Genomic DNA, 26,935 nt, shown 5'->3' on the forward strand with positions numbered 1-26,935 from the left:
CGTGTCCTTCCGAAGATTCGGGGTCGTCCGGGCGAGAGCCGTACGGGCCGCGCTCGCGCTGGGCCTGACCGCGCCCCTGCTGACCGCCTGCTTCGAGGAGCCGTCGCCGCACGAGGCGGTGCGCGACTTCCTCGTCGGCTGGCAGACGGGGGACTACGCGGCCGCCGCGCGGCGGGCCGACGGCGACCAGGCGGCGGTGCGCAAGGCGCTGGAGGACGCCCGCCTGCAGCTGGACGCCGCCTCGGTCCGCTTCTCCCTGCGGGCGATCAACCAGGACGGCGACGCCGCGCAGGCCGGCTACCACGCCGAGGTTGACCTCGGGGAGAACAACCCCCTCTGGCAGTACGACGGCGATCTGCCCCTGCACCTGGTCGGCGGCCAGTGGAAGGTGCGGTGGTCGCCGAGCGTCATCCATCCCGACCTGCACCCCGGGCAGCGGCTCGCGGTCGCCACCGTCCCCAAGGGCCGCAAGCCCATCCTCGACCGCAACGGCAACGCGTTGCAGGACGAGACCGTGCTGCACGTCGCCGGGGTCACCCCCGCCAAGGTCAAGGACCCCGGCCGGCTCTGCGACCAGTTGTCGAAGATCACCGGCTTCGCCCAGGACCGCCTGCTGAGCCGCATCCTGTCGTCGCCCCCGCAGGACTTCGTCCCCCTCGCGACGTTCGGGCGGACGAAATTCGCCCAGATCAGGTCCAAGCTGGAGGCCATCAGAGGGCTGGAGTTCCAGACCGACAACCCGCCGGTCGCGCCCAAGTCGCCCACCCAGATCGTCGGCGTGGTCTCGGCCATCACCCCGGAGGCGGAGCAGCGGCTCGGCGGGCCGCAGCGGGCCGGTGACACGCTCGGCCGGGACGGCCTGCAGGAGGCCTATCAGGACCAGCTCACCGGTTCGACCGAGACCCGGGTCGTCATCCTCGACAACGCCACCGGGCAGCAGGTCAAGGAGCTCAAGGCGTGGCCGGGGCGGGAGAACTCCTCGGTCCAGACCACGATCGACAGCCGGCTGCAGAGCGCCGGGGACGCCGCGGTCGCGGGGTCCCGCCCGGCCGCGCTCGTCGCGGTGCAGGCCTCCACCGGTGAGGTGCTCGCCGTCTCCACCAACCAGCTGCACCAGGAGGACGACGCGCTGGCCGGCAAATACGTGGCGGGCAGCGCCTTCTCGATCATCGCCGCGGAGGGACTGCTCCAGTCGGGCCTCGACCCGAAGCAGAAGGTGCCGTGCAGCGCCGACCGGACCGTGGGCGGGGCGCGCTTCCAGCAGCCCGGCGTCGACGGTGTGACGACGCCCACCTTCCAGACCGACTTCGCGCAGGGCTGCGTGACCGCGCTGGCGTCGCTGGCCCGGCGGATCAGCGGCCAGCGGCTCGCCGCCAGCGCGAGCCAGTTCGGCATCGGCAGCGACTGGAAGCTGCCGCTGAAGACCTTCAGCGGGTCGATCGCCGAGCCCGACGGCGACGCGGCCATCGCGAAGATCATCGCCGGGCAGGGCGCGCGGGTCAGCCCGCTGGCGATGGCCCTCGTCGCCGCGGCCGTCAAGTCCGGCACGTGGCGGCCGCCGACGCTGGTGGTCTCGCCCGTCGCGCCCGATCCGGGCGCCGAGGGCGGCACCACCGCGGCCGCCGCGCAGCCCGTGACGCTCGACCCCGCGGTAACCGCGAAGCTGCGCACGCTCATGCGGGCCGGTGTGTCGTCCGGCGCGGCCTCCGCCGCCTCCGCCCCCGGTGATCCCGTGTACGGCGTGGCCGCCGAGGTCACCCAGACGGAGAAGAAGGAGCGCACGAAGCTCTCGTGGTTCGTGGGCTGGCAGGGGGACGTCGCGGTCGCCGTGCTGGCGAAGAGCGGCGACCTGTCGGCGGCCCCGGCGATCGCCGGGAGCTTCTTCCGCACGGCTCAGCCCCAGACCTGAAAAATGCGTGAGGGCGAGCAACCATCGGGACGGCGACCGGCGTCTTTCTAGGTGACTGGGACCCGCTTGGGGGGTTGCGGGCCCAGTCGCCGTGATGAGGACAGGGCTCCATCTCGGGGGGAGCCCTGCCATCCGGACCGGCTCGACCCTGCCGGTCGGCCCCCGGGGCGTGCGCCAGAGGCCGCGTCCCGGGGGCTTCGGCGTCCCACCGGCCGGGCGGAATTGGAGTCGCGCCACCGGTGTTGTCATGAGTAAGCTTGTGACGCCGGCCCTCCGGGGCCGGGTTGACAACTGCACAGGGGGTGACCGGTTTCGACTTCGACATTGCAAGTCAGGGGAAGCGGGTCGGGGACTGCGGACATAACCCCGTCAACACTGTGACCGCGAACAAATAAGTGCCAATAACAAGAGCACTGAGGTCAGCCAGGCTTCCCTGGCTCTCGCCGCCTAAGCAGCGAGAAACCTCTGTCAGCCCGGGAGTGCCTTCGGCCCGGAACTGACATCGCTAGAAGGCTCAACCGTCCGGCCCGGTCACGGGGCCGTACGGGAAATCAAACAGTGACTGGGCCCGTCGGCGACTCGCCTGTGAGATTGCCGGGGCCGAGAAAATCGCAACAGGCTGCACCCGGAGAAGCCCTGTCTTGGTGTTGAAGGACGCGGGTTCGATTCCCGCCACCTCCACTGGCCCAAGGGGCTGGCGGGCGACCTCTGGTCGCCTTCCAGCCCCTTGGTGTTTGCCGGGGACGTCCCCGGCACCTCTTGTGACCAGGGTCTCTGTCCCCCTCGGCGGTCGCCTGCCGTCACGAAGGATCAGGACGCTGCTACCTCCAGCCCGATCGCGAGTTCACCCTGACTGGATGGGACCGAGTGGTTGGACCGGGCGGAACGTACCCTGCGCACTGCGCAGACGATCATCGATGACCCTGATAGTGCCTTCATCCTGGCTTACGACGCGGCCAGGCATGCCTGCACAGGGGTCTTGGCGCATCAAAGGCTGCGGCCGACCACGACCGGCGGACACTACGTCGTCGAAGAGGTGCTACGCGCCCAGTTCGGGAACGCATTTCGAGAGTTTGGCGCGCTGCGGCGGCGTCGGAACGAGAGCGAGTATCCGACTCGTCCGGGAGACGATGTCGCCCCTGAAGAGGCTGCTGCTGCCATCGAGACGACCACGCGTCTGATCGAGGCCGCTCGCAAACTGACCCACAACCTTTCGATGTTCTGATCGCCGGTCCGGTGCTTGGCCACGACGAGGCGGCCGGCGATCTCCGCGGTCCCGCGTCACCCTGGGGAGCCCACCCGCAGAGTGGCTCTCAGGTATGACGAGTACCTAGAGTCGGGGCGTACGTGGGAGGGGTGCTGAGGTGGGGGAGCCGAAAATGCCAGGCGCGTCGAGGGCAGTGGTGCGGCGGTCGCTGCCGTCGGAGCCGGCCGCACGGGGATCGGCCTCGCTGTTCCTGACGGAGGCGGAGCGGCAGGGGGTGCGGGCCGGGCGCAGGATGCTGTACGTCGGCCCGGAGCCCGCGTCGGAGCACGTGGCCGCCGGGCTGCGGGTCGAGCCGGGCACGCCGGTGCTCGCCCGGCGCAAGCTGCTGCTCGCCGGCGACGTGCCGGTGCGGGTCGCCACGAGCTTCCTGCGGCTCGACCTCTTCGCGGACACCCCGTTGAGTGAGCCGGGCTTCCTGTCGCCGAGCCTGCAGTCGCGGATCGAGGAGCTGGGTCACCGGTTCGGACGGGCGGAGGAGCGGCTGGTGGCCCGGCCGCCCCGGGGCGACGAGGCGGCCACGCTGCACCTCGACCCCGGAGAGTGGGTGGTGCAGATCGTGCGGGCCGCCTACTCGGCCGACGACCTGCCGATCCACGTGCTGGAGACGGTCTGCGCGGCCTCTCGCCACGTCTTCGACATCGTTCAGGTGAGCGGCGCCGACGAGTTCTGACCGGCGTAGGCGTCGATCTCCGCGAGCAGGGCCGACTTGCCCCCGGCGTCGAGGAAGGACGCCTTCACCGCGGCGCGGGCCAGATCGGCGACGCCCTTCTCGTCGAGGGAGAGCAACTCCGCCGCCACGGCGTACTCCCGGTTGAGGTCGGTGCCGAACATGGGCGGGTCGTCGGTGTTCACCGTGACCGGCACTCCGGCCGCGACCAGCGCGGGCAGCGGATGCTCGGCCAGGCTGGGCACGGCCCGGGTGCACACGTTGGAGGTGGGGCAGACCTCCAGCGTGATCTCGTGCTCGGCCAGGTGCTCCAGCAGCGCGGGGTCCTGCACGCTGTGGACGCCGTGCGCGATCCGCTCTGCGCCGAGGTCGCGTACGGCCTGCCAGACGTGTTCGGCGCCGACGACCTCACCGGCGTGCGGCACCGAGTGGAGCCCGGCGGCGCGGGCCGCGGCGAAGTGCGGGGCGAACCACGAGCGGGGCACCCCGGTCTCCGGGCCGCCGAGACCCAGGCTGACCAGGCCGTCCGGCCGCTGGTCGAGCGCGATGGCGAGGGTCTGGTCAGCGGGCGGGCCCGGGATGCCGGGGATGTCGAAGCACCAGCGCAGCACGGTGCCGAAGTCCGCCTCGATCCTGCGGCGGGCGTCCTCGATCACCTCACAGAGCTCCTCCGGGGCGAACCCCCGGACCAGCTGGGAATGGGGTGTCACCGTGAGCTCGGCGTACCGCACCCGCTGGGCGGCCAGGTCGCCGCCCACGCCGTAGGTAAGCGTCCACAGGTCCTCGGGCGTTCTCACCAGGTCCACGACCTGCAGATAGACCTGGAGGAAATGGGCGAAGTCGCGGAAGTCGTAGAACGCCTCGACCAGTGCGGGGTCGGCGGGCACGGGCGTCGCCCCCTCGTATCGCGCGGCCAGTTCGGCGACGACGCGCGGCGACGCCGCGCCGACGTGGTGCACGTGCAATTCCGCCTTGGGCAGCCCGGCGATGAACCGGGTGAGTTCCGGAGAGATCACGTGGCGACGGTAACAACCGCCTCTGGGCCGCCTCCAAGCGATTTCGCGGTATCTCACAGCACTTTGTCAGGATTGGGCTCATCTTCCGGCCGGTAGTTCACTGAGCATCACGGTGACCGTCCTCCTGGTGCCGTCCGGACGCATCAGTTCCACCCGAACCCTGTCGCCCGGCTTGAGCGTGGCCAGGATCTGCGACAGGTCGCTGGCGGTGGGGGTGGCGGTGCCCTCGACCTTGACGATCACGTCGCCGGGGCGGATGCCCGCTTTGTCCGCGCCGCCGCCGGGAGACACGGAGCCGACGGCCACGCCGACCGGTTCGCCGCTCGCGTCCACCGCCGTGCCGACCCGTACGCCGAGGGCCGCCCGGCGGCTGTTGACGACTTGGCCGTACCGGATGATCTGGCGGGCCACGTCGGTCGCGGTGTCGCTCGGGATCGCGAAGCCGAGGCCGGGCGCGGTGCCCTGCTGCGGATCGACGGCCGCCAGCGTCGGGATGCCGATGACCCGGCCGGACAGGTCGACCAGGGCGCCGCCGCTGTTGCCGGGGTTGATGGGCGCGGAGGTCTGGATGGCGTTGGTGATGGTCGCGGCCCCGCCGCCGGCGTGCCTTTCGCCCGTCACGGTGCGGCCCAGGGCCGACACGATGCCCTGGGTCACGCTGCCGGAGAAACCGAGCGGATTGCCCATGGCGAGCACGATCTGCCCGACCTTGAGGTCGGCGGAGCGGCCGAAGGTGGCGGGCGTGAGCCCGGTCGCGTTCTCGACCTGGATCATCGCCAGGTCGCCGGGGGGATAGGAGCTCACCAGCCGGGCCTTCCTCGGCTTGCCGCCGGTGGCCAGCGTGACCTGGAACTCGCTCGCGGCGCCCACGACGTGGGCGTTGGTCAGGATGTGGCCTTCGGTGTCGTAGACGATGCCGGAGCCGAGGGCCTGGCCTGTGGTGATCTGCACGATCGACGGAAGGACCCTCTTGATGACCTGCTCGTAGGTCGTCTCGAGCTCGATCGGGCGGCTGGGCACGGGCGCCGCCGTGCCCGTCGTCCGGGCCGCGGCCGGGGTGGCGGTCTCGCCCGGGGTGGTTCCCGACGCGCATCCCCCCGCGACCAGCGCGGCCACGGCCGGGCCGGCGACCGTACGGAGGACCTTCCGTGAGAGCTGCATAGCCCCCTGTCTACCTGCGCGAACGGCCGCCGCAAGGCGGCGCGCCGGGGCCGGCGCAGGTCATGACGGGTGCCGGGGACGGCCGATACCGGAGCCAGCGAAACCCCCGGCCTAGCCAGCGAATATTCCTCTAGAATATGGTTCTACAAGGACCTAGCGCTGGAGGATCTTATGGGGATCGGGCTGAGCGAGGAGCACGAGGCGCTTCGCGAGTCGGTGACCGGATGGGCCGAGCGGGCCGTGCCCGCCGACCTCGTGCGGAGCGCGGTTGGCGTCCTCGCCGATCCGGGCACGGAGGAGCGTCCGGCCTTCTGGCCCGCTCTCGCCGGCCAGGGGCTGCTCGGGCTGCACGTCCCCGAGGAGTACGGCGGCTCCGGCTACGGCCTGCTGGAGGCCGCGGTGGCGATCGAGGCGCTGTCGGAGCGGGTGGCGCCCGGGCCGATGGTGCCGACCGTGCTCGCGAGCGCCGCGATCCTCGCCTCGGAGGGCAAGGCGCAGGCCGACCTGCTGCCCGGGCTCGCGGACGGGTCGCTGACCGGCGCGGTGGCGCTGGACGGCGCGGTCACCGGTGCGCGCGACGGCGGCGCGCTGACGATCGGCGGCGCGGCCGCGTACGTTCTCGGCGCGGCGGTCGCCGACGTGCTGGTCCTGCCGGTGGCCACGGACGCCGGCGAGGAGTGGGTGGCGATCGACGCCGCCCAGGCGACGGTCACCGCGGTCAAGTCGCTCGACCTCACCCGCGGCGTGGCCAAGGTCGAGCTCGACGGCGTACGGGTGCCCGCCGAGCGGGTGCTGACCGGCCTGACCGGCGCCGAGGTGCGCAACATCGCCGCGGTCGTCCTCGGCGCGGACGCGGTCGGGGTGGCCGCCTGGTGCGTGGCCGCCGCCGCCGACTACGCGAAGGTCCGGGTGCAGTTCGGCCGCCCGATCGGCCAGTTCCAGGGCATCAAGCACAAGATCTCGCGGATGCTGGTGGCGCTGGAGCAGGCCCGGGCCACGGTCTGGGACGCCACCCGGGCGGAGGACGCCGAGCGCGACTACGCCGCCGCGATCGCCGCCGTCATGGCGCCCGACGCCGCCGTGCAGTGCGCCAAGGACGCGATCCAGACGTTCGGCGGCATCGGTTACACCTTCGAGCACGACGCGCACCTGTACTACCGCCGGGCGCTGACGATCCGCGCGCTGCTCGGCTCGTCCTCCGAGTGGTCCGACCGGGTGGCCGCGCTCGCGCTGGAGGGTGTCGCGCGGGAGATGGAGATCGACCTGCCGGAGGAGTCACAGCCGCTGCGCGAGTCCATCCGGGCGGAGCTCGCCGAGATCGCCGCCCTGGAGGGCGCCGAGCAGAAGCGGGCCTTGGCCAAGGCGGGCTTCGTCATGCCGCACCTGCCGGGGCCCTGGGGCCGGGCGGCCTCCCCGCTGGAGCAGGTGCTCATCCACCAGGAGATCAGGGCGGCCAAGATCAAGCTGCCGCAGATGATCATCGGTGCGTGGGTGGTGCCGTCGCTGGTCACCTACGGCACGCCGGAGCAGCAGGAGCGGTTCCTGCCGCCGACGCTGAGCGGCGAGCTGATCTGGTGCCAGCTCTTCTCCGAGCCGGGGGCCGGGTCCGACCTCGCCTCGCTGCAGATGAAGGCGGAGAAGGTCGAGGGCGGCTGGAAGCTCAACGGCCAGAAGATCTGGACGTCGGTGGCGCACGTCGCCGAGTGGGCCATCTGCATCGCCCGTTCGGACACCTCCAAGCCCAAGCACGACGGCATCACGTACTTCCTCGTCGACATGAAGGCGCCGGGCGTCACCGTGCGGCCGCTGACCGAGATGACCGGGGAGAACCTGTTCAACGAGGTCTTCCTCGACGACGTCTTCGTGCCCGACGAGCTGGTCGTCGGCGAGGTCGACGAGGGCTGGCGGGTCGCGCGGAACACGCTGTCGAACGAGCGCGTCTCGCTGTCGTCCGGCTCGGGCGGCACCGGCGCCTCGGTGCCCGACCTGCTCGGCCTGGCGGGCCGGCTGGGCCGCGAGCTCACCGCGGCCGAGCGGCAGGACCTCGCCCGCGTCGTCTGCGAGTCCCACTCGATCAACGCGCTGTCGCTGCGGGTGACGCTCAAGCAGCTCGCCGGCAGCGAGCCGGGCGCCGACGCCTCGGTGCGCAAGCTGCTGTCCACCGCGCACGCGCAGCACGTCTCCGAGGTGGCGGTCTCCCTGCTCGGCCCGGCCGCCGTGACCGCCGCCGACTGGAAGCTCGGCGACGCCGGCTACTGGAACCGCGCCGTGCTCGCCACCCGGGCGATGACCATCTACGGCGGCACCACCGAGGTGCAGCTCAACATCATCGCCGAGCGCATGCTCGGCCTGCCCCGCGATCCCGAGCCGGGCAAGTAACCCTCGGGTGATCGGGCGGGCCGATGGCAGGCCCGCCCGGTCGCTCGTGCGGTGACCCCATGCGTCCGCCGTGCCGGCGACGCACCGGGTGGGGTCCGTGACGCCGGGGTCAGCCGTCGCGGTGGCGCGGGCTCGTCGCGAGGGCGGGATCGCCGAGGTCGAGCCGGCCCAGTTCGGTTCTGGAGGCGACGCCGAGCTTGGGGAAGGCCTTGTGCAGGTGATAGCCCACGGTGCGCGGGCTCAGGAAGAGCTGAGCGCCGATGTCGCGGTTGGTGGCGCCCCGCGCGGCCAGGCGGACGATCTGCAGCTCCTGCGGGGTCAGCAGGCCGGCCGCGCCCACCGTGCGGACGTCGCCGAAAACCTCTCCCGTGGCGCGCAGTTCGGCGCGGGCACGCGTGGCCCAGGGGGCGGCGCCGGCGCGTTCGAACATGTCCAGCGCCTGTCTGAGGTGGATTCTGGCGTCGGACTTGCGCCGGTTCCTGCGTAGCCATTCTCCGAACAGGAGCCTGGTGCGGGCCTCCTCGAACGGCCGCCCTCCGTTCAGGTGCAGGCGGACGGCCCGGACGTAGTCCCTCTCCGTGTCCTCGTCCCGCGCGGCGGTCAGCGCTCTGCAGCGCAGGGCGACGGCACGCGCCCAGGGCTGCCCGGTTGCGGTGGCCCACTCGTCGAACCTGGCGAGCGGCGCCCTGGCCCGTTCGGGCTGCTCGCACCGGACCGCCGCCTCCACCAGATCGGGCACAAACAAGGTGGTCGAGAGCTGGTGGCGTACGGTGCCGGCGAGACCTGTCTCCAGATGGTCCAGCGCGGCCCGCGTCCTGCCCTGTCCGAGGGCGAGCAGGCCCTGCGCCCAGACGGCCCAGGCCAGACTCGACACATTGCCGTGGTCCGTGGCGTGGGCGCGAACGCGGCTCGTGAGCAGTTCGCAGGTCCGGTCGTCGCCGGAGACCGCGGCGAGCCACGCGAGCACGCCCTGCAGGTGGTCGACCCGGTGATGCTGCCCGGTGTCCTCGGCGATGCGCACGGCCTCGGTGGCCGACGCCTTCGCGTCCCGGAACCGGCCCAGGTAGAGCTGGCTGCTGGCGAGGTTCTGCAGCGCGTGCGGCAGCCAGCCGATCATCCCCTGGGCCCGGCAGTCGTCGGCGAGGCCGGCGGCCAGGTCAAGGGACGTCTCGTCGTCGCCCACCATGAAGGCCATCGACGCGATGATGAGCCGTTCTCCGGGATCGGCGGGCTGGGATCGCCCGGCGTCGGCGAGTGCCGCGTGGATGGGCACCAGCCCGCGGGCGGAGTCGCCCGCCAGCAGGGCGGCCAGTCCGGTCAACGCGGAGACGACCGGATGGAGGGGATGCCCGGCCGGCAGATCCAGGGCGTGGAGCCGCTCGACGGCCTGCCCGGCCAGTTCGGGCGCGCCGGCGAACCAGGCGTCGCGTACGGCTTCCGCCAGCATGGACGCCGCCATGCCCGGGTCGGCGGCCGCGATGGGGGCGGCGGCGGTCATGAGGATGCCGTGCGCGACGCGCGGTGAGCCCTGCTCGAACTCGACGGCCGCGCGGACCCCCGCGAGCTTGGCCTGCTCACGCGGATCGTCGGTGAGCAGGGCCGCCCGGTCGGCCAGCGTACGCGACCGCGGGAGCTGGCCGGCGTCCATCGCCGCCTCGGCGGCGCCGATCAGCCGGCGTACGCGCTCGCGCGGGTCGGGGGTGAGCTGCGCGGCGCGCTCGTAGGCCGCGGTCGTGGCGGCGTGGCCGCTTCTGCGCCTGGCCCGCTCGGCCGCGTGTTCCAGCACGGCGGCGACGGCCTCGTCGGGTCCGGTGCAGGCGGCGGCCAGATGCCAGGCCCGTGCGTCGGCGCGCCGGCTGCCGTCGGCGGCCTCGTCGAGTGCGGCGGCCAGCGCCCGGTGGGCGGCCACGCGCCTGGTGAACGGCGCTCCCTGGTAGGCGGCCGCCCTGATCAACGGGTGACGGAAGGCGAGCTCCCCGTCGACGCGGATGAGCCCGGCACGCTCGGCCGGTTCGGCGGCGTCAGGGCCGACGCCCAGCCGTTGTGCGGCCGCGAGGACGACGGCGAGGTCGCCGGTGCTCTCCGCGGCCGCCACGAGCAGCAGGGTCCGGGTGGGTTCGGGCAGGGACTGGATCTGCGTCTGGAAGGCCTCCCGCATCCGCCCGGGGAGCGGGAGCGGCCCGAGTTGATAGGCCAGCGGATTGACGTGGCCGGCCCGTTGTTCGGGCGTGAGCGCCGCCGGAAGCTCGATGAGCGCGAGCGGGTTCCCCTCGCTCTCGGCGAGGACGCGGTCCCTGACGTGCGGCGCCAGCGTGCCGGCGGTCGCACCCAGCAGCGTGGCCGCGTCCGCCGGTTCAAGGCCGCCGAGCCTCATCTCGGGCAGGCCGGCCGGCCGGAGACCGTGGGCGCCGTCCCGCAGGGACAGGATCAGCGCCACCCCCTCCGCCTCCAGCCGCCGGGCGGCGAACAGCAGCGCGTCGGCCGAGGAGCGGTCCAGCCACTGGGCGTCGTCGACCAGGCACAGCAGGGGTCCGTCGCCGGCGAGCTCGGACAGCAGGGTCAGCGCGCCGAGACCGACCAGGAAGCGGTCGGGCGTGGTCGTGGCGGCCAGGCCGAGGGCTCCTCTGAGGGCGTCCGCCTGCGGGGCCGGCAGCCGGTCGAGGCGGTCGAGTCCGGAGCGCAGCACCAGGTGGAGCGCGGCGAACGCCAGCTCGGTCTCGCTCTCGATGCCCACCCCGCGCAAGGTGCGCATCCCGGTGGCGGACGCCTTCCGCGCCGCGTGGTCGAGGAGCGCCGTCTTGCCGATCCCCGCCGGACCGCGAATCACCAGAGCGCCGCTCCGGCCGTTCCCGGCCTCGGCCAGCAAGTGATCTATCCGCTCGGTCTCGGCCCTCCGCCCGTACAGCACGGACCGATCTTATGGAGGACGTGACGTATGTCCGCTTCGGGATGACCGGTCACGTGACAGATTCCGGGTGGGCGGCGCCGCCCTAGCGTCGTCGGCATGGACCTTCCGACCTTCTCCACAGCGGGACGGGACCGGCGTCCGGATCCCGCCCGCGCGCTCCACCTCGTGGGGAGCACTCGATGACCCGCCACCGTCCCACCGTCGCCGCCGGCGTCATGGCCGCCGCCCTGATCGCGCTGTTCGCCTACCTGTCACCCGGCCTGGCGCTCTGGCTGACCTTCATCCCGGCGATGGTGATCGCCTACGGCTGCCATCTCGCGACCACCGATCGCCGGCCCCCCGACCCCTCGCGGGTGCTGCCGGTCTACCTCGTCGGCCTGGCCTGGCAGTTCCTCCACTTCGGGGAGGAGTTCATGAACGGGTTCAACCGGCGCTGGCCCGTCGAGGTCTTCGGCGCGCAGGCCATGTCACTGCCTCTGTTCGTCTGGATCAACATGGTCTCCTACGCGGCCTTCGCGCTGGGCGCGCTCGCGATCTACCGGGGCTGGCGGGTGCCGCTGCTCATCGCCTGGTTCTTCGCCGTCATGGGGGCGATGGGCAACGCGATCGGCCATCCCGTCTACGACCTGGTCTCGGGTGACCTCGCCTTCCCCGGCATCGTCACCTCCCTCGGTTACTGGGTCATCGGCCCGATCCTCGTCCACCGCCTCTGGACGGCCGGTCTCCCCCGGGCGGCCGTCGCCCCGGACGCCCGCCCGGTCGCCGCCTCCGTCTGACACTGAACCGAAGGGAATCGTCATGTCCCTGTCTCGCATCCCGGAACGGGAGATCGCCGAGCGGCCCGAGGGCTACGGCGGCCCGAACCTGTCGCCGGTAGGCCTCGAACTGGTGCCGCACGAACTCGCGCCCGGCGTGTGGGCGCTCATGGCCAGCCTGCCGCCCAAGGACAACAACGGCGTGATCGCGGGGCGCGACGCCGCACTGGTGGTCGACGCCGGGATCACCTCCGCTGTCTCGGCCCGGATCCAGGCGGCCGTCACCGGTCTCACCGACCGGCCGCTCCGCTACCTGGTCAACACGACCTACCACGGCGATCACACCTTCGGCAACGCCGCGTTCCCCCAGGAGGTCGTGATCATCTCGTCCGGGGCGAACAAGGCGAACATGACCGACCTGGCGTACGAGAAACAGACCCGCTCGGCCAACATGTACGGCGACGCCGCGCTGCTCGACGAGGTCACCGTGTGGCGCACGCCGGACCTCACGTTCGACTTCTCCGCCGAGGTCGACCTGGGAGGACGCGTCGTCCAGCTGCATCACTTCGGCCCCGGCAACGGCCCGGGAGACACGATCGTGTACGTCCCCGACGCCCGCACCGCCTGGACCGGCAACTTCCTCTGCCACGCCGGCACGGCCCACATGCTGCTCCAGGGCGGCCCCGAACCGTATGTGGGCTCGCTGCGCAGGATGCGCGAGGCCCTGCCGGACCTGGAGACCATCATCCCGGGTCACGGCCCGATGGGGGACGGGCCCGCGGCCCTGGACGCTCTCATCGGCTACCTCGAACGACTTCATGCCGAGGTGGAGGCGAGCGTGCGGGCGGGCCGCGATCTGGAGGAGACGTTCGCGGCGTGCACCGATCCGTGGGCGGAGCGCCTCGATCCCCGGCTGTCGGCCGCCCTCGCGCGTTATCCGGTGCCACCGGATCTCGCCCGGCAGGGCATGCTCACACTCTGTCGCGACCTGCACCGGCTGAACGTCCTGGCCACGTACCGTCTTTACGAGAACGGCCGAGGAGCCGATGCCGGGGGACCGGCGCACTAGCCTGTACGGCATGCGGCCGCCTACCCGGTTTGTCCGGCTTGGCTTGGGGCGGATTGGTCCCGCCCTCCGGCCGCGTGCCCTGCTCGTGCGGTTCGGGCCGGCCCTGCTCGGCCTGGCGCTCGGCGTGCTCGCGCTCGGGCCCGCGCTGGGGCCGGGGTTCACGCTGCGCTACGACATGGTCTTCGTGCCGGACCCGCCGCTGCGCCTCGGCGACGGCTTCCCCCGGGCCGTGCCGAGCGACCAGGTCGTGGCGCTGCTGTCCGCCGTGATCCCGGCCGAGATCGTGCAGAAGGCGATCCTGCTCGGATTGTTCACGCTGGCCGCCTCCGGCGCGGCGGCCCTGGCCGGCGAGGTCCTGCCGTCCGGGTCCGCCTCGGGCGGCACCCGCGAGGCCCGGGTGCGGACGGCGATCGTGCCCCGGCTGGCCGCCGCGGCGTTCTACGCCTGGAACGCCTATCTCGCGCAGCGGCTGCTCATCGGCCACTGGGCGCTGCTGCTGGGCTACGCCGGACTGCCCTGGGCCGTACGGGCGGCGGCCCGAGGCGGGACCGGGCGGCTCGCGGCGGCCCTGCTGCCCGCCGCCGTGGGCGGGTTCCAGGCCATGCTGGTCAGCGCCCTGGCCGTGCTCCCGGTCGCCGCGCTGCGACACGAGCCCACAGCGGGTCCTGCGGAGCAGCCGGCCATCGCGACGCCGGGGACCGGGAGAGCGCCCGCCGCCCGGCGTGGGCGGGCGCGCGCGGTGCTCCGGTCGGTGTCGTGGGCGTCGGCCGTGGTCGTGGTGCTCAGCCTGCCGTGGCTCGTCCCCGCCCTCGGGTCGGACGCCGTGACCGATCCCGCCGGGGCGGCCGCGTTCGCGCCCCGGGCGGACGGGCCGTTCGGGACGCTCGGCAGCCTGCTCACCCTAGGCGGCATCTGGAACTCCCACGCCGTCGTGCCCGGCCAGGACGGCCCGGGGCTCGCCGCCGCCCGCCTCGTGCTCACCCTCGTCGCCGTCGCCGGGTTCGTACGGCTCGGCGGCGCCACCCGCAGGCCCGCGTGGTGGCGCGGATTGGCGGTGGCGGCGTGCGCGGGTGTCCTGATCGCCTGCGCCGGGGCCTTCGCGTCGGGCGTGCTGCGGGCCCTCATCGGATGGTGGGCGGGCTTCGGCCCGCTCCGCGACGGCCAGGTGTACGTCGCGCCGTTCGCGCTCGCGCAGGCGGCAGGCGTCGCGGTCGTGGCGGCGGCCCTGCGCCGGAGCCTGCCCGCTCCGGTGGCGGCGGCCGCCGTGGCGGTGCCGGTGCTCGTGCTGCCGACCTTCGCGCTGGGCGCGTTCGGCAGGCTCGGGACGGCCGGGTATCCCGGCGAATGGCGCCGCGTCCAGGCGGTCGTCAACGGCGACCCCGCTCCCGGCGCACTGCTGTCGCTGCCCTGGAGCGCCTACCGGGCCTTCTCCTGGAACTCGGGACGGGTGGTCCTCGACCCCGCGACCAAGATGTTCTCCCGGCCCGTGCTGTGGGACGAGACGCTCGTCGTCGGCGTGCCGGGCGGCGGGCGGATCCGGGTCTCGGCCGAGAGCCCGCGGATCCGCCGGATCGAGGCGGTGGCGTCCGCGCTCACCACGGCGCTCACCACGGCGCTCACCACGGCCGGGGGCACGCCGCGCGCCGGCCCTCCGGCCTCGTCCGCGGCGGACGTGCTGCGGCGGGAGGGAGTGCGCTACGTGCTCGCGGCCGGGCTTGATGAGAACACGTTCTTGTCCTGGCTGCCGGGGGCGACCCCCGTCTACAGAGGCCGGGAGCTACTGCTGGTGCGGCTGTGACCAGCCACGATCAGGGATCGATGGCATACTGGACAGTAAGTCTTTTTATCACGGTTTGACCAAGGCTATGGTGTAAGACCTGTATCACGTTCTACTCTCGGCCTCTATCGCCCGCTCCGACAAGGAGGAAGCTTCCCGTGTTGAAGGTGCTGGCTGCTCTCGCGGTCGGGGCCGTGCTCGCCGGCGTCGCCTCCGTGGCGGTCGTCAACGTGGCAGCGCCCACCGCGGAGCCGCCGAACAAGCCGCTCTACAACTACGGCGACAGGTGAACGCGGCAGACCTGACACCCGTTCCATAAGGACCTCCGCGAAGACCGAGCCCGTCAGGGGGCGTGGTTTCGCCATGCCCTCATGCGTTCGTGCCCCGATTCGCCCGCACCGCCGTACCCGCCCCGATCGGGTGACGCGGTGCTCCCCGAACTCCCGCCGAGACGTGTCACCCGAAGGAGTGATCGTGGTCGCACAGGGTGCGAAGGCGAAGTCCTCGGGTCGCCCCCTTCCCGAGCCGCCCGACAGGCCGCACCTGGCGGCCGCCGGCGCCACTCCGGCCGCCGTTCCCCTGCTCGACGGCGTACGCGTGGCCGTGCTGAACTTCCGCGAACCGGGCCAGACGGTCGCCGGCGGCGCGGAGGAGTACGCGTGGCGGGTCTCCGCCTACCTCGTCGGCCAGGGCGCGAGCGTCAGTTTCCTCACCAGCCGGGAGCGGTACCAGACCCGCGCCGAGTCGCGTGACGGGATCCGGCTGCGCAGGATGGGCGGCAAGTATCTGGTCTATCTCCTCGTCCCGCTCTGGCTGCTGCTGCACCGCCGCCGGTTCGACGTCGTCGTCGACTGCATGAACGGCATCCCGTTCTTCTCGCCGGTCGTGGCGCGCCGCCGTACGCGGGTGATCTGCGTGGTCCACCACGTGCACGACCGGCAGTTCTACGCCTTCTTCCCGCGCTGGCTGGCGCGGATCGGCTGCTTCATCGAGGGGCCGGTGGCGCGGCTGCTGTACCGCCGGTGCACGACGGTGACGGTCTCCGAGTCCTCCCGCCACGAGATGCGCGAGCGCCTGCGCTGGCTGGCCCCGATCGAGGTGGTGCCCAACGGCAGCCCGACCGCCAGGCCCGTCGCGAGTGAGCCGGTGCCGGGCGACCCGGCCGTCGTCTATCTCGGACGCCTGGTCGGGCACAAGCGCGTCGAGCGGGTGGTCGAGCTCGCCGCCGAGCTGGCGCCCGGCCGTCCCGGCCTGCACGTGCACGTCGTCGGCAGGGGGCCCGAGCACGAGCGGCTGGCCGAGCGGGCGGGCAGGTCCGACGTCGCCGGACGCGTCCACCTGCACGGATTCCTGCCCGAGGCGGAGAAGAACGCGGTGCTGAGCCGCGCCAGGCTCAACGTCACGGCCTCGGAGTTCGAGGGCTGGGGGCTGACCGTGATCGAGGCGGCGGCCCTCGGCGTGCCCACCGTCGCCTACGACGTGGCCGGCCTGCGCGACTCCGTACGGCACGGTGTGACGGGCTGGCTGGTCCGCGACGGCGAGCGGCTCGCCGACGTGGTCGGTCACGCCCTGCGGGAGCTGGACGACCCCCTGACGAGGGCCCGGATGGCCCGGGCGTGCCGGCGCTGGGCGGGCGAGTTCACCTGGGGGAAGACCGGGGCCGCCATGACCGGGCTGGTCGCGGCCGAACTCGGCCGGCTCCCCGTACGGCCGCCGGACAGCCGTCATGAGCAGGAGGCCTGAGCGCGCCCGTGTCCGTCGACGTCCCGGTCCAGCCGCGGGAGCCCGCGCCGGAAGAGGCGACCCGTGCGCCCGGCGAGAGTGCCGTAGCGCCCGAGCCCGCCCCCGCCGCCCGTCCCGCGCCGCCCGGCGGGACGCTGCGGCACCGGCTCCGGCTGCTCGCGGGCTGCCTGCTGCTGGCGGCCGTCGCCTTCAACACCGCGCCGGGCGCGGTGATCTCCGAGACCAAGCTCGACATGGCGGTGAACCCCCTGGGGTTCCTGTCGCGCGCGCTGCACCTGTGGGATCCGGCCTACTTCGGCCACCTGCAGAACCAGGCGTACGGCTATCTCTTCCCGATGGGGCCGTTCTACGTGCTCTTCCGGGCCATGGACATGCCCGCCTGGGACATCCAGCGGCTCTGGATGTCGCTCGTGCTGTGCGCGGCGTTCCTCGGGACCGAGCGGCTGGCCCGGGCGATGGGGATCGGCTCGCCCGGCACCAGGATCCTCGGCGCGCTCGCCTACGCCCTGGCCCCGCACGCGCTGGCCCTGATCGGGATCAACTCCTCGGAGTTCCAGCCGAGCGCCGTGCTGCCGTGGGTGCTGCTGCCGCTGGTCCGCGGCACCCGGGAGGGCGTGAGCCCGCGCCGGGCCGCCGCGCTTTCTGCCGTCGCGTTCCTGTTCGCGGGCGGCGTCAACGCGGCGGCGGAACTGGCCGTGCTCGTCGTCCCGCTCGTCTACCTGCTCAGCCGCCGCCACGGCGGGCGCAAATGGGCCCTGCTCGGCTGGTGGCTGCTGTTCGCCGGCCTCGTGTCGATGTGGTGGCTCGTCCCGCTGCTGCTGCTCGGGCGCTACATCTTCTCGTTCCTGCCGTTCATCGAGACGGCGTCGGCGACCACCAGCGTCACCTCGCTGGTGAACACGCTGCGCGGCACGTCGAGCTGGATCTCGTTCCTGCCGGTGGAGGGGCAGCCGTGGCTGCCGGCGGCCTACGACCAGGCCACCGTGCCGTGGCTGGTCGCCGCGACGGCGCTGGTGGCCGGGCTCGGGCTGACCGGCGTCGTCCGCAGGGCGACCCCGGAGCGGACGTTCCTGGTCCTGAGCGTGGTCGCCGGCCTGCTGATCGTCACCGCGGGCCACGCGGGCGACCTCGCCCACCCCTGGACCGGCCAGGTCAGGGACCTGTTCGACGGGCCGCTCGCGCCCTTCCGCAACCTGCACAAGTTCGACGCGCTGATCCGGCTGCCGCTGGCGCTCGGTCTGGCCGCGCTTCCCGCTGCCCTGCCGACGACAGGGTCTGCGCGCCTGCGCGGGCCGGTCACCGCCGCGACGGCCGGGCTGCTCGCGCTCACGCTCGTGCCGGTCGGGACGGCCGGGGTGACCGCCCGGGGCTCCTTCGCGGACCTCCCCACCTACTGGCGGGAGGCGGCGGCCTGGCTGAACCGCCACGCGGGCGACGGCATGGTGCTCGCCATGCCCGGCTCGGCCCGCGGGGAGTATCTGTGGGGCCGGCCGCTCGACGAGCCCATGCAGTCGCTGCTGACCGTGCGCTGGGCCACCCACGCCAACGTGCCGTGGGGCTCGCCCGGCCTGGCCCGGCTCGTGCAGGCGGTGGACGAGCGCTTCGCCACCGGGCGCGGCTCGCCCGGCCTGACCGAGGCCCTGCGCCGCGCCGGGGTGAGCCACCTGCTCATCCGCAACGACCTGATCAGGGAGACGCTCGGCACCGCCTGGCCCGCCCGGGTGCACCAGACCCTGCAGGACTCCGGGCTGTCCAGGACCGCCGAGTTCGGGCCGCTGGTCGGCCTGACCGCGAGCGGCACCGCCTCGGGCTGGCTCGACCAGCCGTACCCGGCGCTGGAGGTCTACACGATCCCGGGGACGGCCCCGCTCGCCTCGACCGTGCCCCGTGCGGGCACTTTGCGCGTGCAGGGCGCCCCCGAGGCCGTGCTCGACCTGGCCGAGGAGGGCCTGCTCACCGACGACCGGCCGGTGCTCGTCGGCGACGAGCCGGGCGCCGCGGCGATCCCGCCCCGCGACACGATCCTCACCGACACGCTGCGGAAACGGGACATCGTGTTCGGCGACGTACGGCGCATCGCGTCGGCCACGCTGCCCGACGACCAGGCGCCCGTGACCACCGATCTCACCGATCCGGCCTGGTCGGCGGCGACCTCGACCGCCCGCTATCTCGACGTGAAGGACGTCACCGCCTCGTCGGCGGACTCCGGTGTCACGGCCGCCGTGGGCCAGCGCGATCCCGGGCGGCAGCCGTACGCCGCGCTCGACGACGACCCGCGCACGGGGTGGCGGTCGGACGGCTGGCACGGCGCGGTCGGGGAGTGGCTGGAGGTCCGCTTCACCGGCCAGGTCGACCTGACCGAGATCTCGGCGGCGTTCGAGCAGGAGGCGGTCGGGCCGCCGGTGGCCGAGGTCGCGCTGGAGACCGAGCGCGGCGTGCGGCGCGTGGCGGTGGCGCGGACCGACGCGCTCCAGCCGCTGCCGCCGGTGCCGGGGAAGAGCCAGTGGCTGCGGATCCGGGTGACCAGGCTCGCGTACGAGCCGAAGACGGCGCTCGGCAGCCGGGTCGGCATCGCCGACCTGCGCGTCCCGGGCGTGCGGGCGGTGCGGACGATCTCGGTGCCGGACACATCCAACACGGGCACCGGCGCGGGCGACCCGGGCACGACGCTGCTGACCAAGCAGGGGGACGCCGACGCGTGCATGCGGGGCTCGGTCACCTGGACGTGCTCCTCCCGATTGCAGATCCTGGGTGAGGACGGCAACGGGTTCGACCGGCTCGTCCCGGTGGCGCGCGACGGCGTGCGCACGCTGCGCGGGCAGGCCGTGCTGTCCGATCCGAAGGCGGCCGACCTGCTCACCACGCTGCCGAAGCAGTACCCGCACGTGAGCGCGTCCTCGACGGCGGCCGAGCACGGCGCGGTGCTGGGCCGCCAGGCGATGGACGGCGACCCCTCGACGCTGTGGTTCGCCCAGCCGTTCGACCGGCATCCGACGCTGTCGATCGACCTGGGGACGACCCGGAGCTTCTCGCGGATCCGGGTGCTGTTCCCCGACTCGGCGCAGGGCGTCCCGCCGGTGAAGCTCACGCTGCGTGCCGGAGAGCGAGCGGTGCAGGGGTGGGTGGACCGCGACGGCGTGTTCACGTTCCCCACGCTGAGGACGCGGAAGTTCACCATCGAGTTCACCGCGCCCGCCTCCCGCGCGATCGAGGTCGCCGAGATCGCCATCCCCGGGGTGAAACCCCTCGGCGGCCTCGGCGCGATCCCCTTGCGGCTGCCCTGCGGGTACGGCCCGACCCTGCGGGTGGACGGCGACGACGTGCCGACCCGGGTGGTGGGGGGCACGCTCGGCGACGTGCTCAACGGCCGCCCGCTGACCTACTCGGGCTGCGCGCCCGTGCGCCTGACCGAGGGCCGCAGCAGGGTCAGCGTCGCCCCGGGCGACGCCTTCCGGGTGCGCTCGGTGGTGCTGGACGACGGCACCGTGCAGGAGCGGAAGGCGGTGACGGCCGCCCCCGCCACGGTGACCTCGTGGGGGCCGCAGGAGCGTCGCCTCCGGGTCGCCGCCGCGGCCCCGTCCTACCTGGTGGTCAACGAGAACTTCAACGCCGGCTGGCAGGCGTACCTCGACGGCGCGCGGCTGACGCCGGCACGGCTCGACGGCTGGCGGCAGGCGTGGGAGCTGCCGGCCGGCGGCGGCGAGGTGGTGCTGCGCTACGAGCCCGATCCGGCCTACCGCACGGCGCTGCTCGCCGGGCTGGGCCTGGCCCTCGTGGTGGTGGCCCTGGCACTGGTGCGCGGCCGGTCGCGGCTGCGCGCCGCCGGGCCCGGCCGCGTCCGCGCGCTGTGGGTGTGGATCGCGGCGCCGCTCGCCGGGCTGTGGGCCGGGGGCGTGGCGGGCGTGGCCGTCGTCGCCGCCGCGCTGGCGGCGTTCCTGTGGCTGCGCGGGATCGCCGCCGCCCAGCACGCGGGTCCGAGCCGCCTGCGGGCCCTCGCCCGCCGCGCCGCCTCCGCGTGGGTGATGCTCGTCGCGCTCGGCCTCGCCGGCGTCGCCCAGGCCGCCGGGCAGGGCCTCGCCGCGGACGCGCTCTGCCTCGTCGTGCTCGCCCGGCTGCTGGCCGCCGTACGTGACCAGGGAGAGGTGAGCCGATGAAGGGCGCGTTCCCGCGGTCGCCGCGCACGCTGCTCCTGGCGGGCATCGCCTTCCTGGTCACCGTGGGGGTGCTGTTCCACTTCTACGTCTCCCCGCGGACCACGGTGCTGCCGCTGGAGCTGACGAGGATCCAGCGGCTCGTCTCGCCCTCGGCCACCTATCTCGACACCGCCACGTTCCGCCTCCACCGGGGCGTGCCCGTGCAGAACACGGTGGCCGTCTACGGCGATCCGCGGGCCGGGGACGACCGCACGGCCGTGTGGGTGGAGTTCTCCTCGCTCGACACCCGGGACGGCGAGCGGGTCGACTACCACGAGCGCCGCACGGCCTTCGACCGGCGGACCGGCCTCGCCGTCGACTGCTGCGGCGGGTACGTCGACGAGGATCCCGGCGTACGGCAGAGCGGGCTCGCCTTCCGCCTGCCCGCGGGGGCGGAGCCGCGCTCGTACCCGATGTTCGACCCGGTGCTGCGGCGGGAGGCGCCGATGCGGTTCGAGCGCGAGGAGACCGTCGAGGGCCTGCGGACCTACCGCTACACCTACGCGGCCGGGCCGGTGAAGACCGCCGACCTGCCCGGCCCGGTGCCCGGCACGTCGGTCGGCATGCCCGGCGAGCCGCGGGTCGCCGTGGCGAGATACACCGAGATCACCCGCACGATCTGGGTCGAGCCGGAGAGCGGGCTGACGGTGCGCACCCAGGAGCGGCGGCGCGACACCCTGCGCACGCCCGACCAGGTCGAGCGGCAGGTAGCCTTCGACGCCGACCTGACGACGAGCGCCGCCGAGGTGCGGGCGTTCGCCGACGAGGCGGCCCGGTTCCGCCGGTGGATCCTGCTGACGCGCGAGTGGATCCCGCTGGCGTGCGGCCTGCTCGCGGTCGTGCTCGCCGCGGTCTACCGGATCGGCACCCGGACGAGGAGGTCAGCGGCGGCGCAGCACCAGCAGCAGGTTCCACGTCACGATCTCGCGAACGCCGGGTAGATGGACCACCGGGGTCGCCCAGCGAGGGTGGTAGCGCGGCAGGGCGCCGACGAGGTCGGCGCCGGGGTGCCGCCTGGCCCACGCGAGCGCCCGGGCCACCGAGACGGCGTACAGGCTCGTGCCGTACACGTTCTTGGGGGAGCGGCCGTGGCGGCGCGTGTAGCGGCGTGCGGCGTGGTGCCCGCCCAGGTAGTGCCACGGCGAGGTCTCGTGGCCGCCCCAGGGCGACAGCCAGTTGGTGAACGACAGGTAGACGATGCCGCCCGGCCGCGTCACCCGCACCATCTCGTCGCCCATCCGCCACGGGTCGGGCACGTGCTCCAGCACGTTGGAGGAGAAGCACACGTCCACGGCGCCGGTCTTCAGCGGCAGATCGAGGGCGCTGCCGAGCACCGCGCCGTCGGGGATCGCGCCGGTGCGCGCGCTCATCTCCCCGGCGTCGCAGTCCACGCACACCGGCCGCGCGCCCACGGCGCGCAGCGCGTCGGTGAAGTAACCGGGCCCGCCGCCGACGTCCGCGACGAGCGCGCCGTCCAGGTCGGCGTACGCCGCGAGCTGGGCGACGGTGTCGCGGGCGAGCAGGCCGTAGAAGAAGTCGGGGTCGGTCTGCTCCTTGCGGAAGGCGCTGAACAGGCGAATCGAACGGGCCAGGTCGGCGCGGAACGGCTCGGCGTGCACGACGTCCCTCTCCTGTCGGGTGCGCCGGAGCATAACACCCCTTTTGTCCCACGGCGCTGGGAGAATCCCGATGAGTCAGATCATGCGTACCGGACGGCCCGGCATGGCGCCGGCATGGCGAGCGGGCCTGGCGAATCCTGTCATCATCACGGCGGTCCTGCTGGTCGCGGCGTCGCTGGCGGTCCGCGTCCCCGTGCTCACGTCGTCGTCCTTCGTCGAGGACGACTTCCTGTTCGTGGGTGACGCCTACGAGCACTCCCTGACGTTCGACTTCCTGTTCCGCGTCCACAAGGGTCACCTGATGCCGGGGGCGCTCGGGCTCACCTGGGTGCTGTCGCGGCTGTCGCCGTACGACTGGCTGCTGGTCTCGGCGGTCACGTTCGCGGTCCAGGCCGCCACCGCGGTCATGCTGCTGCGGCTGCTCGTGCGGCTGTTCGGCACGCGGCCCGGCATCCTGCTGCCGCTCACCCTCGCCCTGTTCTCGCCGCTGACCATCCCGGCCTTCGGCTGGTGGTCCGCCGCCGTCAACGCGGTGCCGCTCCAGCTCGCCATGGTCATGGCCCTCGCCGCCCAGGTGAGGTACGTCGGGGAGGGCGGGGCGCGGCACGCCCGCCGGGCCTTCTTCTGGGTCCTCGCCGGCATGGCGTTCAGCACGAAGGGGGTCTTCGTCCCGTTCCTGCTGTTCGCGCTCACCACGTCGCACCTGCGGCCGTGGGCGGGCCCGTGGCCGGCGCTCATGCTGCGCGAGGCGCGCGCCCACTGGCGGCTGTGGGGGTCGTACGCGCTGCTGATGGGCGCGTACGCGGCGCTCTACCTGGCCCGCCGCGGCACCGCGCCGGGCGAGGGCGCCGCCGTCCCGGCGCCGGGCGACGCGGCGGACCTGCTGGGCCGCCTGCTCGGCGAGATCTTCCCCGCCGGGGTGGTCGGCGGGCCGCTGTCGTGGGGCCCGGTGCTGCCCAACGGCGGGCTGGCCGACCCGAGCCCGCTGCTGGTGGCCGCCGGATGGGCCGTGCTCGCCGCGCTGGTGGCCGGCACCGTCTTGTGGCGGCGCCGGGCCGTCCGGGCCTGGCTGATCCTGGCGGGCTACCTGGTCGCCGCGGACGGCGTGCCCACGGCGATCGCGCGGGGCACCGGGCTCGCCCAGGTCGTCGGCTCCGAGACGCGGTACGTCGCCGACGCGGCGATCGTGCTCGCGGTCTGCCTGGGACTCGCGCTGCTGCCCATGCGGGAGGAGACCGAGCCGTACCGGCGGCCGCTCCCGGCCGGAAGCGGGCTGCCGACGGCGGCGGGGCTACTCGCGGGCGCCTACCTCGCGATGTCGATCGTCTCGATCCAGAACTACCGCGACACGCTGTCGGGCGACCGCGTGCGGGCCTACCTGGCCGCGGTGCGGGCCTCGCTCGCCCAAGTGCCGGACACGGCCGTCATCTACTCCAGCCCGCTGCCCGAGGACATCGTGCTGCCCTGGAACGGGAACCGCAGGCTCAGCCACCACCTGCTGGCCCCGCTCGCCCGGCCCGCGCTGCGCGCCCGGATGCGGGTGCCCGAGCCGTCGGAGCAGGCGCTCGTCTTCGACGACAAGGGCGGGCTCGCGCCGGTCGAGGTCAAGGCGTCGGTCGGGGTGGTGCCGCCGGGGGACCGCACGTGCTTCCCGCTCCTCGGCGACGCGATCTTCTTCCCCGACGTCGTGTCCTTCGGCGGGCCCGGGCCGATCGCCGGGCTGGCCTACACCGCCGAGCGGCCGGGCACCGGCAGCTACGAGATGAGCGGGCAGCGGGGACAACTGCGCTTCCACGCCACCGGTTCCGGCGGCGCGCTGGTGCGGTTCCCGGTCACGGCCGTCGGCAAGGGGCTGCTGATCCGGCTGGACGACCCGTCGGGGGTCTGCCTGAAGGGCTTCGCCTACGGCGACCCCGTGCCTGGCGACCCCGTGCCTGGCGACCCCGTGCCCGGCGCGCCCGCCCCTACGGCAGCGGCGACGCCGCCTTCTCCGTCGGCGTCTCCACCGAGGTCCCCGTCGAAGTCCCCGTCGAAGTCTCCGTCGGCGTCCCCGTCCCCCTCGCCGTCCGCGTCCGGGACGAGGTCGCCAGGCGGGCGAGGCGCCTCGCCGGCTCCTCGACGTACCGATGGGTGAGCGTGGCGAGCAGCAGCGTGAGCGCGCCGACCACGACCAGGTTGCCGGCGAAGTTCCCGCTCCACGCCTGCTGCTCGGTGAAGTCGTACCAGAGATAGAGGGCCACGAACTGCCACAGGAACACGCCGTACGACACCCGGCCGAGGAAGCGCATCACGCGGCTGCTCAGGAAGCGGCCGTACGGCGAGCCGCCGGCCGGCAGCAGCGCGGCCGGGGTCACCAGCCCGGCCGCCACGGTGGTGTACAGGGCCAGCTCCGACAGGTCGGCCCAGACGCCGTCCACGCCGCTGAAGCGCGTGCCGGTCAGCGGCGAGGCCGCCACGGCGTACGCGAGGGCGGCGACGAGCAGGAACGAGCCCGCCGACGCGCCCACCGCCCGGACGAAGCGATGCGCCGGGCCGTCGGGGTCGCGTTCCTCCCGCGCCCACTCGGACACGACGGCCAGCGCCATGCCCACCGCGAAGAACACCCAGGCCCGGGGCAGCCAGGTGTTCAGGTAGGGCCGGTAGACCGGGTAGTAGGTGAGCAGCGCCCACGCGAACGACGAGGCGGCGAGCACGGCCACGGCGGCCAGCAGCCGCCGGGCGCGGGCGTCGGGGCCAGCACCGCCGCGCCGCGCGTACGCCGCGAGCACGGCGGCGACCAGCGGCAGCAGCACGTAGAAGGCGGCCTCGACGCACAGGCTCCACATCTGGGCGAGCCCGCGTGGCCCGAGCCCGAACCACCAGGGGTGGATCTCGTAGGTGTGGCCGAGCAGCAGCAGCTGCAGCCACGTCTTGACGTCGCCGAGGTGCGGCTTGGACCACAGCACCATCGCCACGACCACGACCAGCCAGTACGCCGGGAGGATGCGCAGGGCACGCTTGACCAGGTAGACGCGGGTGTCCGGGGGACGCTCCCCGAGCAGCGCGGCGCGCGCGTACGGCCGGTAGAGGAGCAGCCCGGACAGCGCGAAGAAGATGGGGACCGCGACGTCTCCCCGGGCGAGCAGGCTGCTGAAGAAGTTGTCGTGCAGCGCCGCCGCCGACTCGATCGCGACGTGGAAGACGAGGACGGCGACGGCCGCGAGCGCCCGCACGCCGTCGAGGGCGTCGACGTGACCGACGGGCACGGCAGTGTCACGAACGGGTTGCGAACCGGCGGGTAACATGTCACGAGTCACCGACGAGCTAGAACCTGTTTCGGTCACTTTTCCATATCCCTCGTGACGTCGGTCACTGCCCCGTCTAACATACAGCGAAATAGGAACCTGTTTCAGGATAAATAGGCATCAACCGGTCTGTCCCAGGAGGAGCGATGCGCCGCGGAGTGGGAGTTGTTCTCTTGGCAGTCGGGGCGTTCCTCGTCGTCTTCGCGCCGCTGCTGCGGTTCCAGGTGGCGGACAAGCTCGTGCAGGCGCCGGCCGACCAGTACAGCGTCGCGAAGCTGACCGCTCCCAACGCGCGCTACTTCAGCATGCGGGACCTCAAGGTCCTCACCGGCGACCTCGACATCACCGTCACCGTCCGGGGCGACGTCAAGGAGTCCAAGGACGACCACGTGGTGTGGGACCAGTTCACCGCCGCCAGCGACGTCACCAACAACAACCCGCGGATCTCGATGACGCAGTTCCGCAGCGCGTTCAACAAGTTCAACGGCCAGGGCGTCACCTGCTGCGGCACCAGCGTCGACACCGGGGAGGGCGCGCAGCCCGTGCAGTTGCGGGGCCAGGTCTTCCTGTTCCCCTTCGGCGTCGAGAAGAAGACCTACCAGGTGTTCAACGCCGACGCGCGCAAGGCGTACGACGCGACGTTCGCCGGTGAGGACACGATCAACGGGCTGCCGGTCTACAAGTTCACGCAGCAGATCCCCCCGACCGTCACCGACACGCTCAGCGCGCCCGCCTCCGTGCTCGGGATGAAGGGCACCGGAGACATCCAGGTCGAGCGCGTCTACGACGGCACCATCACGTTCTGGGTCGAGCCGAACACCGGCGTGTCGGTCAAGCAGGAGCAGCAGCGTCACGAGGTGCTGAAGACGTCCGACGGCGTCGAGCGGCTGCCCGCCTTCATCGCCACCGCGTCGTTCACCCCGGAGACCGTCAGCGACCTGGTGCAGACGGCCCGCGACAACATGGCCCAGATCACGCTGATCAGGACGACGCTCCCGCTGGTGGCCCTCATCCTCGGGCTCGCGCTCGCCGTCGTCGGGGCGTGGCTGCTGCTGCGGCCCGGCCGCGTGAAGTGACCCGAAACGGACCTGTCCGTGAAGCGGGAGAGCGCGCTGAGCAGGCCGATCGGCCCGCCTACGGGTCCGCCGGTGGCGACGCCTCCGGCGGGCACGCCCTCCCGGCGCGCGT

At 73.3% G+C, this 26,935-nt stretch carries 17 protein-coding genes and 1 other RNA gene; 13 read left to right on the forward strand and 5 right to left on the reverse strand.

Features of this window, described 5'->3' with window-relative positions; genetic code table 11:
- Position 1: 1 nt before the first annotated feature.
- The 4 genes from AB0J39_RS13385 to AB0J39_RS13400 all read left to right on the forward strand — a co-directional run bounded on the left by AB0J39_RS13385 (position 2) and on the right by AB0J39_RS13400 (position 3,846).
- Entirely contained in the window at positions 2-1,909 is a 1,908-nt protein-coding gene (locus AB0J39_RS13385) for a penicillin-binding transpeptidase domain-containing protein (RefSeq protein ID WP_363463966.1), read from the forward strand.
- Between the two features lie 298 nt (positions 1,910-2,207).
- Positions 2,208-2,593: a transfer-messenger RNA gene (gene ssrA, locus AB0J39_RS13390) on the forward strand.
- Between the two features lie 187 nt (positions 2,594-2,780).
- Positions 2,781-3,134 (forward strand): HEPN domain-containing protein, encoded by a 354-nt coding sequence (locus AB0J39_RS13395; RefSeq protein ID WP_363463967.1) that lies wholly within the window; start codon positions 2,781-2,783, stop codon positions 3,132-3,134.
- A 154-nt stretch (positions 3,135-3,288) separates the two neighbouring features.
- The gene (locus AB0J39_RS13400; protein WP_363463969.1) at positions 3,289-3,846 is read left to right on the forward strand and encodes a UTRA domain-containing protein; all 558 of its coding nucleotides are present in this window, start codon (positions 3,289-3,291) and stop codon (positions 3,844-3,846) included.
- Here AB0J39_RS13400 and AB0J39_RS13405 read toward each other — a convergent pair.
- Positions 3,819-4,859: an adenosine deaminase gene (locus tag AB0J39_RS13405; protein WP_363463971.1), complete on the reverse strand. Its 1,041-nt coding sequence runs from the start codon at positions 4,857-4,859 to the stop codon at positions 3,819-3,821. The genes AB0J39_RS13400 and AB0J39_RS13405 overlap by 28 nt on opposite strands.
- 78 nt (positions 4,860-4,937) lie before the next feature.
- A complete protein-coding gene (locus AB0J39_RS13410; RefSeq protein ID WP_363463973.1) occupies positions 4,938-6,020 on the reverse strand; it encodes a trypsin-like peptidase domain-containing protein in 1,083 nt (360 codons plus the stop codon).
- Positions 6,021-6,191: 171 nt separating this feature from the next.
- Here AB0J39_RS13410 and AB0J39_RS13415 point away from each other — a divergent pair, with 171 nt between their 5' ends.
- Positions 6,192-8,399, forward strand: coding sequence for an acyl-CoA dehydrogenase (locus AB0J39_RS13415; protein ID WP_363463975.1), 2,208 nt, complete (start codon positions 6,192-6,194; stop codon positions 8,397-8,399).
- A gap of 109 nt (positions 8,400-8,508) precedes the next feature.
- On the opposite strand, the gene AB0J39_RS13420 is transcribed toward AB0J39_RS13415, so the two are convergent.
- Complete coding sequence (locus tag AB0J39_RS13420; RefSeq protein ID WP_363463977.1) at positions 8,509-11,307, reverse strand: AAA family ATPase; 2,799 nt, start codon at positions 11,305-11,307, stop codon at positions 8,509-8,511.
- Positions 11,308-11,486: 179 nt separating this feature from the next.
- Here AB0J39_RS13420 and AB0J39_RS13425 point away from each other — a divergent pair, with 179 nt between their 5' ends.
- The 7 genes from AB0J39_RS13425 to AB0J39_RS13455 all read left to right on the forward strand — a co-directional run bounded on the left by AB0J39_RS13425 (position 11,487) and on the right by AB0J39_RS13455 (position 21,785).
- Entirely contained in the window at positions 11,487-12,083 is a 597-nt protein-coding gene (locus AB0J39_RS13425) for a hypothetical protein (protein WP_363463979.1), read from the forward strand.
- 22 nt (positions 12,084-12,105) lie between these two features.
- Complete coding sequence (locus AB0J39_RS13430; protein WP_363463981.1) at positions 12,106-13,131, forward strand: MBL fold metallo-hydrolase; 1,026 nt, start codon at positions 12,106-12,108, stop codon at positions 13,129-13,131.
- A gap of 85 nt (positions 13,132-13,216) precedes the next feature.
- Complete coding sequence (locus AB0J39_RS13435) at positions 13,217-14,929, forward strand: hypothetical protein (protein ID WP_363463982.1); 1,713 nt, start codon at positions 13,217-13,219, stop codon at positions 14,927-14,929.
- Between the two features lie 137 nt (positions 14,930-15,066).
- The gene (locus AB0J39_RS13440) at positions 15,067-15,198 is read left to right on the forward strand and encodes a hypothetical protein (RefSeq protein WP_256862666.1); all 132 of its coding nucleotides are present in this window, start codon (positions 15,067-15,069) and stop codon (positions 15,196-15,198) included.
- A gap of 184 nt (positions 15,199-15,382) precedes the next feature.
- Positions 15,383-16,651 (forward strand): glycosyltransferase family 4 protein, encoded by a 1,269-nt coding sequence (locus AB0J39_RS13445; protein ID WP_363463984.1) that lies wholly within the window; start codon positions 15,383-15,385, stop codon positions 16,649-16,651.
- A gap of 8 nt (positions 16,652-16,659) precedes the next feature.
- A complete protein-coding gene (locus AB0J39_RS13450) occupies positions 16,660-20,805 on the forward strand; it encodes an alpha-(1->3)-arabinofuranosyltransferase (RefSeq protein WP_363463986.1) in 4,146 nt (1,381 codons plus the stop codon).
- Positions 20,802-21,785 (forward strand): DUF3068 domain-containing protein, encoded by a 984-nt coding sequence (locus AB0J39_RS13455; RefSeq protein WP_363463988.1) that lies wholly within the window; start codon positions 20,802-20,804, stop codon positions 21,783-21,785. Before AB0J39_RS13450 ends, AB0J39_RS13455 begins: the two co-directional genes overlap by 4 nt.
- Here the strand turns inward: AB0J39_RS13455 and AB0J39_RS13460 are convergent.
- Together AB0J39_RS13460 and AB0J39_RS13465 are read right to left on the reverse strand one after the other, a co-directional pair.
- Positions 21,726-22,496: a class I SAM-dependent methyltransferase gene (locus AB0J39_RS13460; protein WP_363463990.1), complete on the reverse strand. Its 771-nt coding sequence runs from the start codon at positions 22,494-22,496 to the stop codon at positions 21,726-21,728. The genes AB0J39_RS13455 and AB0J39_RS13460 overlap by 60 nt on opposite strands.
- A gap of 1,931 nt (positions 22,497-24,427) precedes the next feature.
- Positions 24,428-25,708, reverse strand: coding sequence for an acyltransferase (locus tag AB0J39_RS13465; RefSeq protein WP_363463992.1), 1,281 nt, complete (start codon positions 25,706-25,708; stop codon positions 24,428-24,430).
- A 185-nt stretch (positions 25,709-25,893) separates the two neighbouring features.
- Between AB0J39_RS13465 and AB0J39_RS13470 the strand changes: the two genes are divergently transcribed.
- The gene (locus AB0J39_RS13470) at positions 25,894-26,823 is read left to right on the forward strand and encodes a DUF3068 domain-containing protein (protein WP_363463994.1); all 930 of its coding nucleotides are present in this window, start codon (positions 25,894-25,896) and stop codon (positions 26,821-26,823) included.
- Positions 26,824-26,935: the final 112 nt, after the last annotated feature.

The sequence above is a fragment of the Microbispora sp. NPDC049633 genome, from assembly GCF_040675265.1.
Lineage (GTDB): Bacteria > Actinomycetota > Actinomycetes > Streptosporangiales > Streptosporangiaceae > Microbispora > Microbispora maris.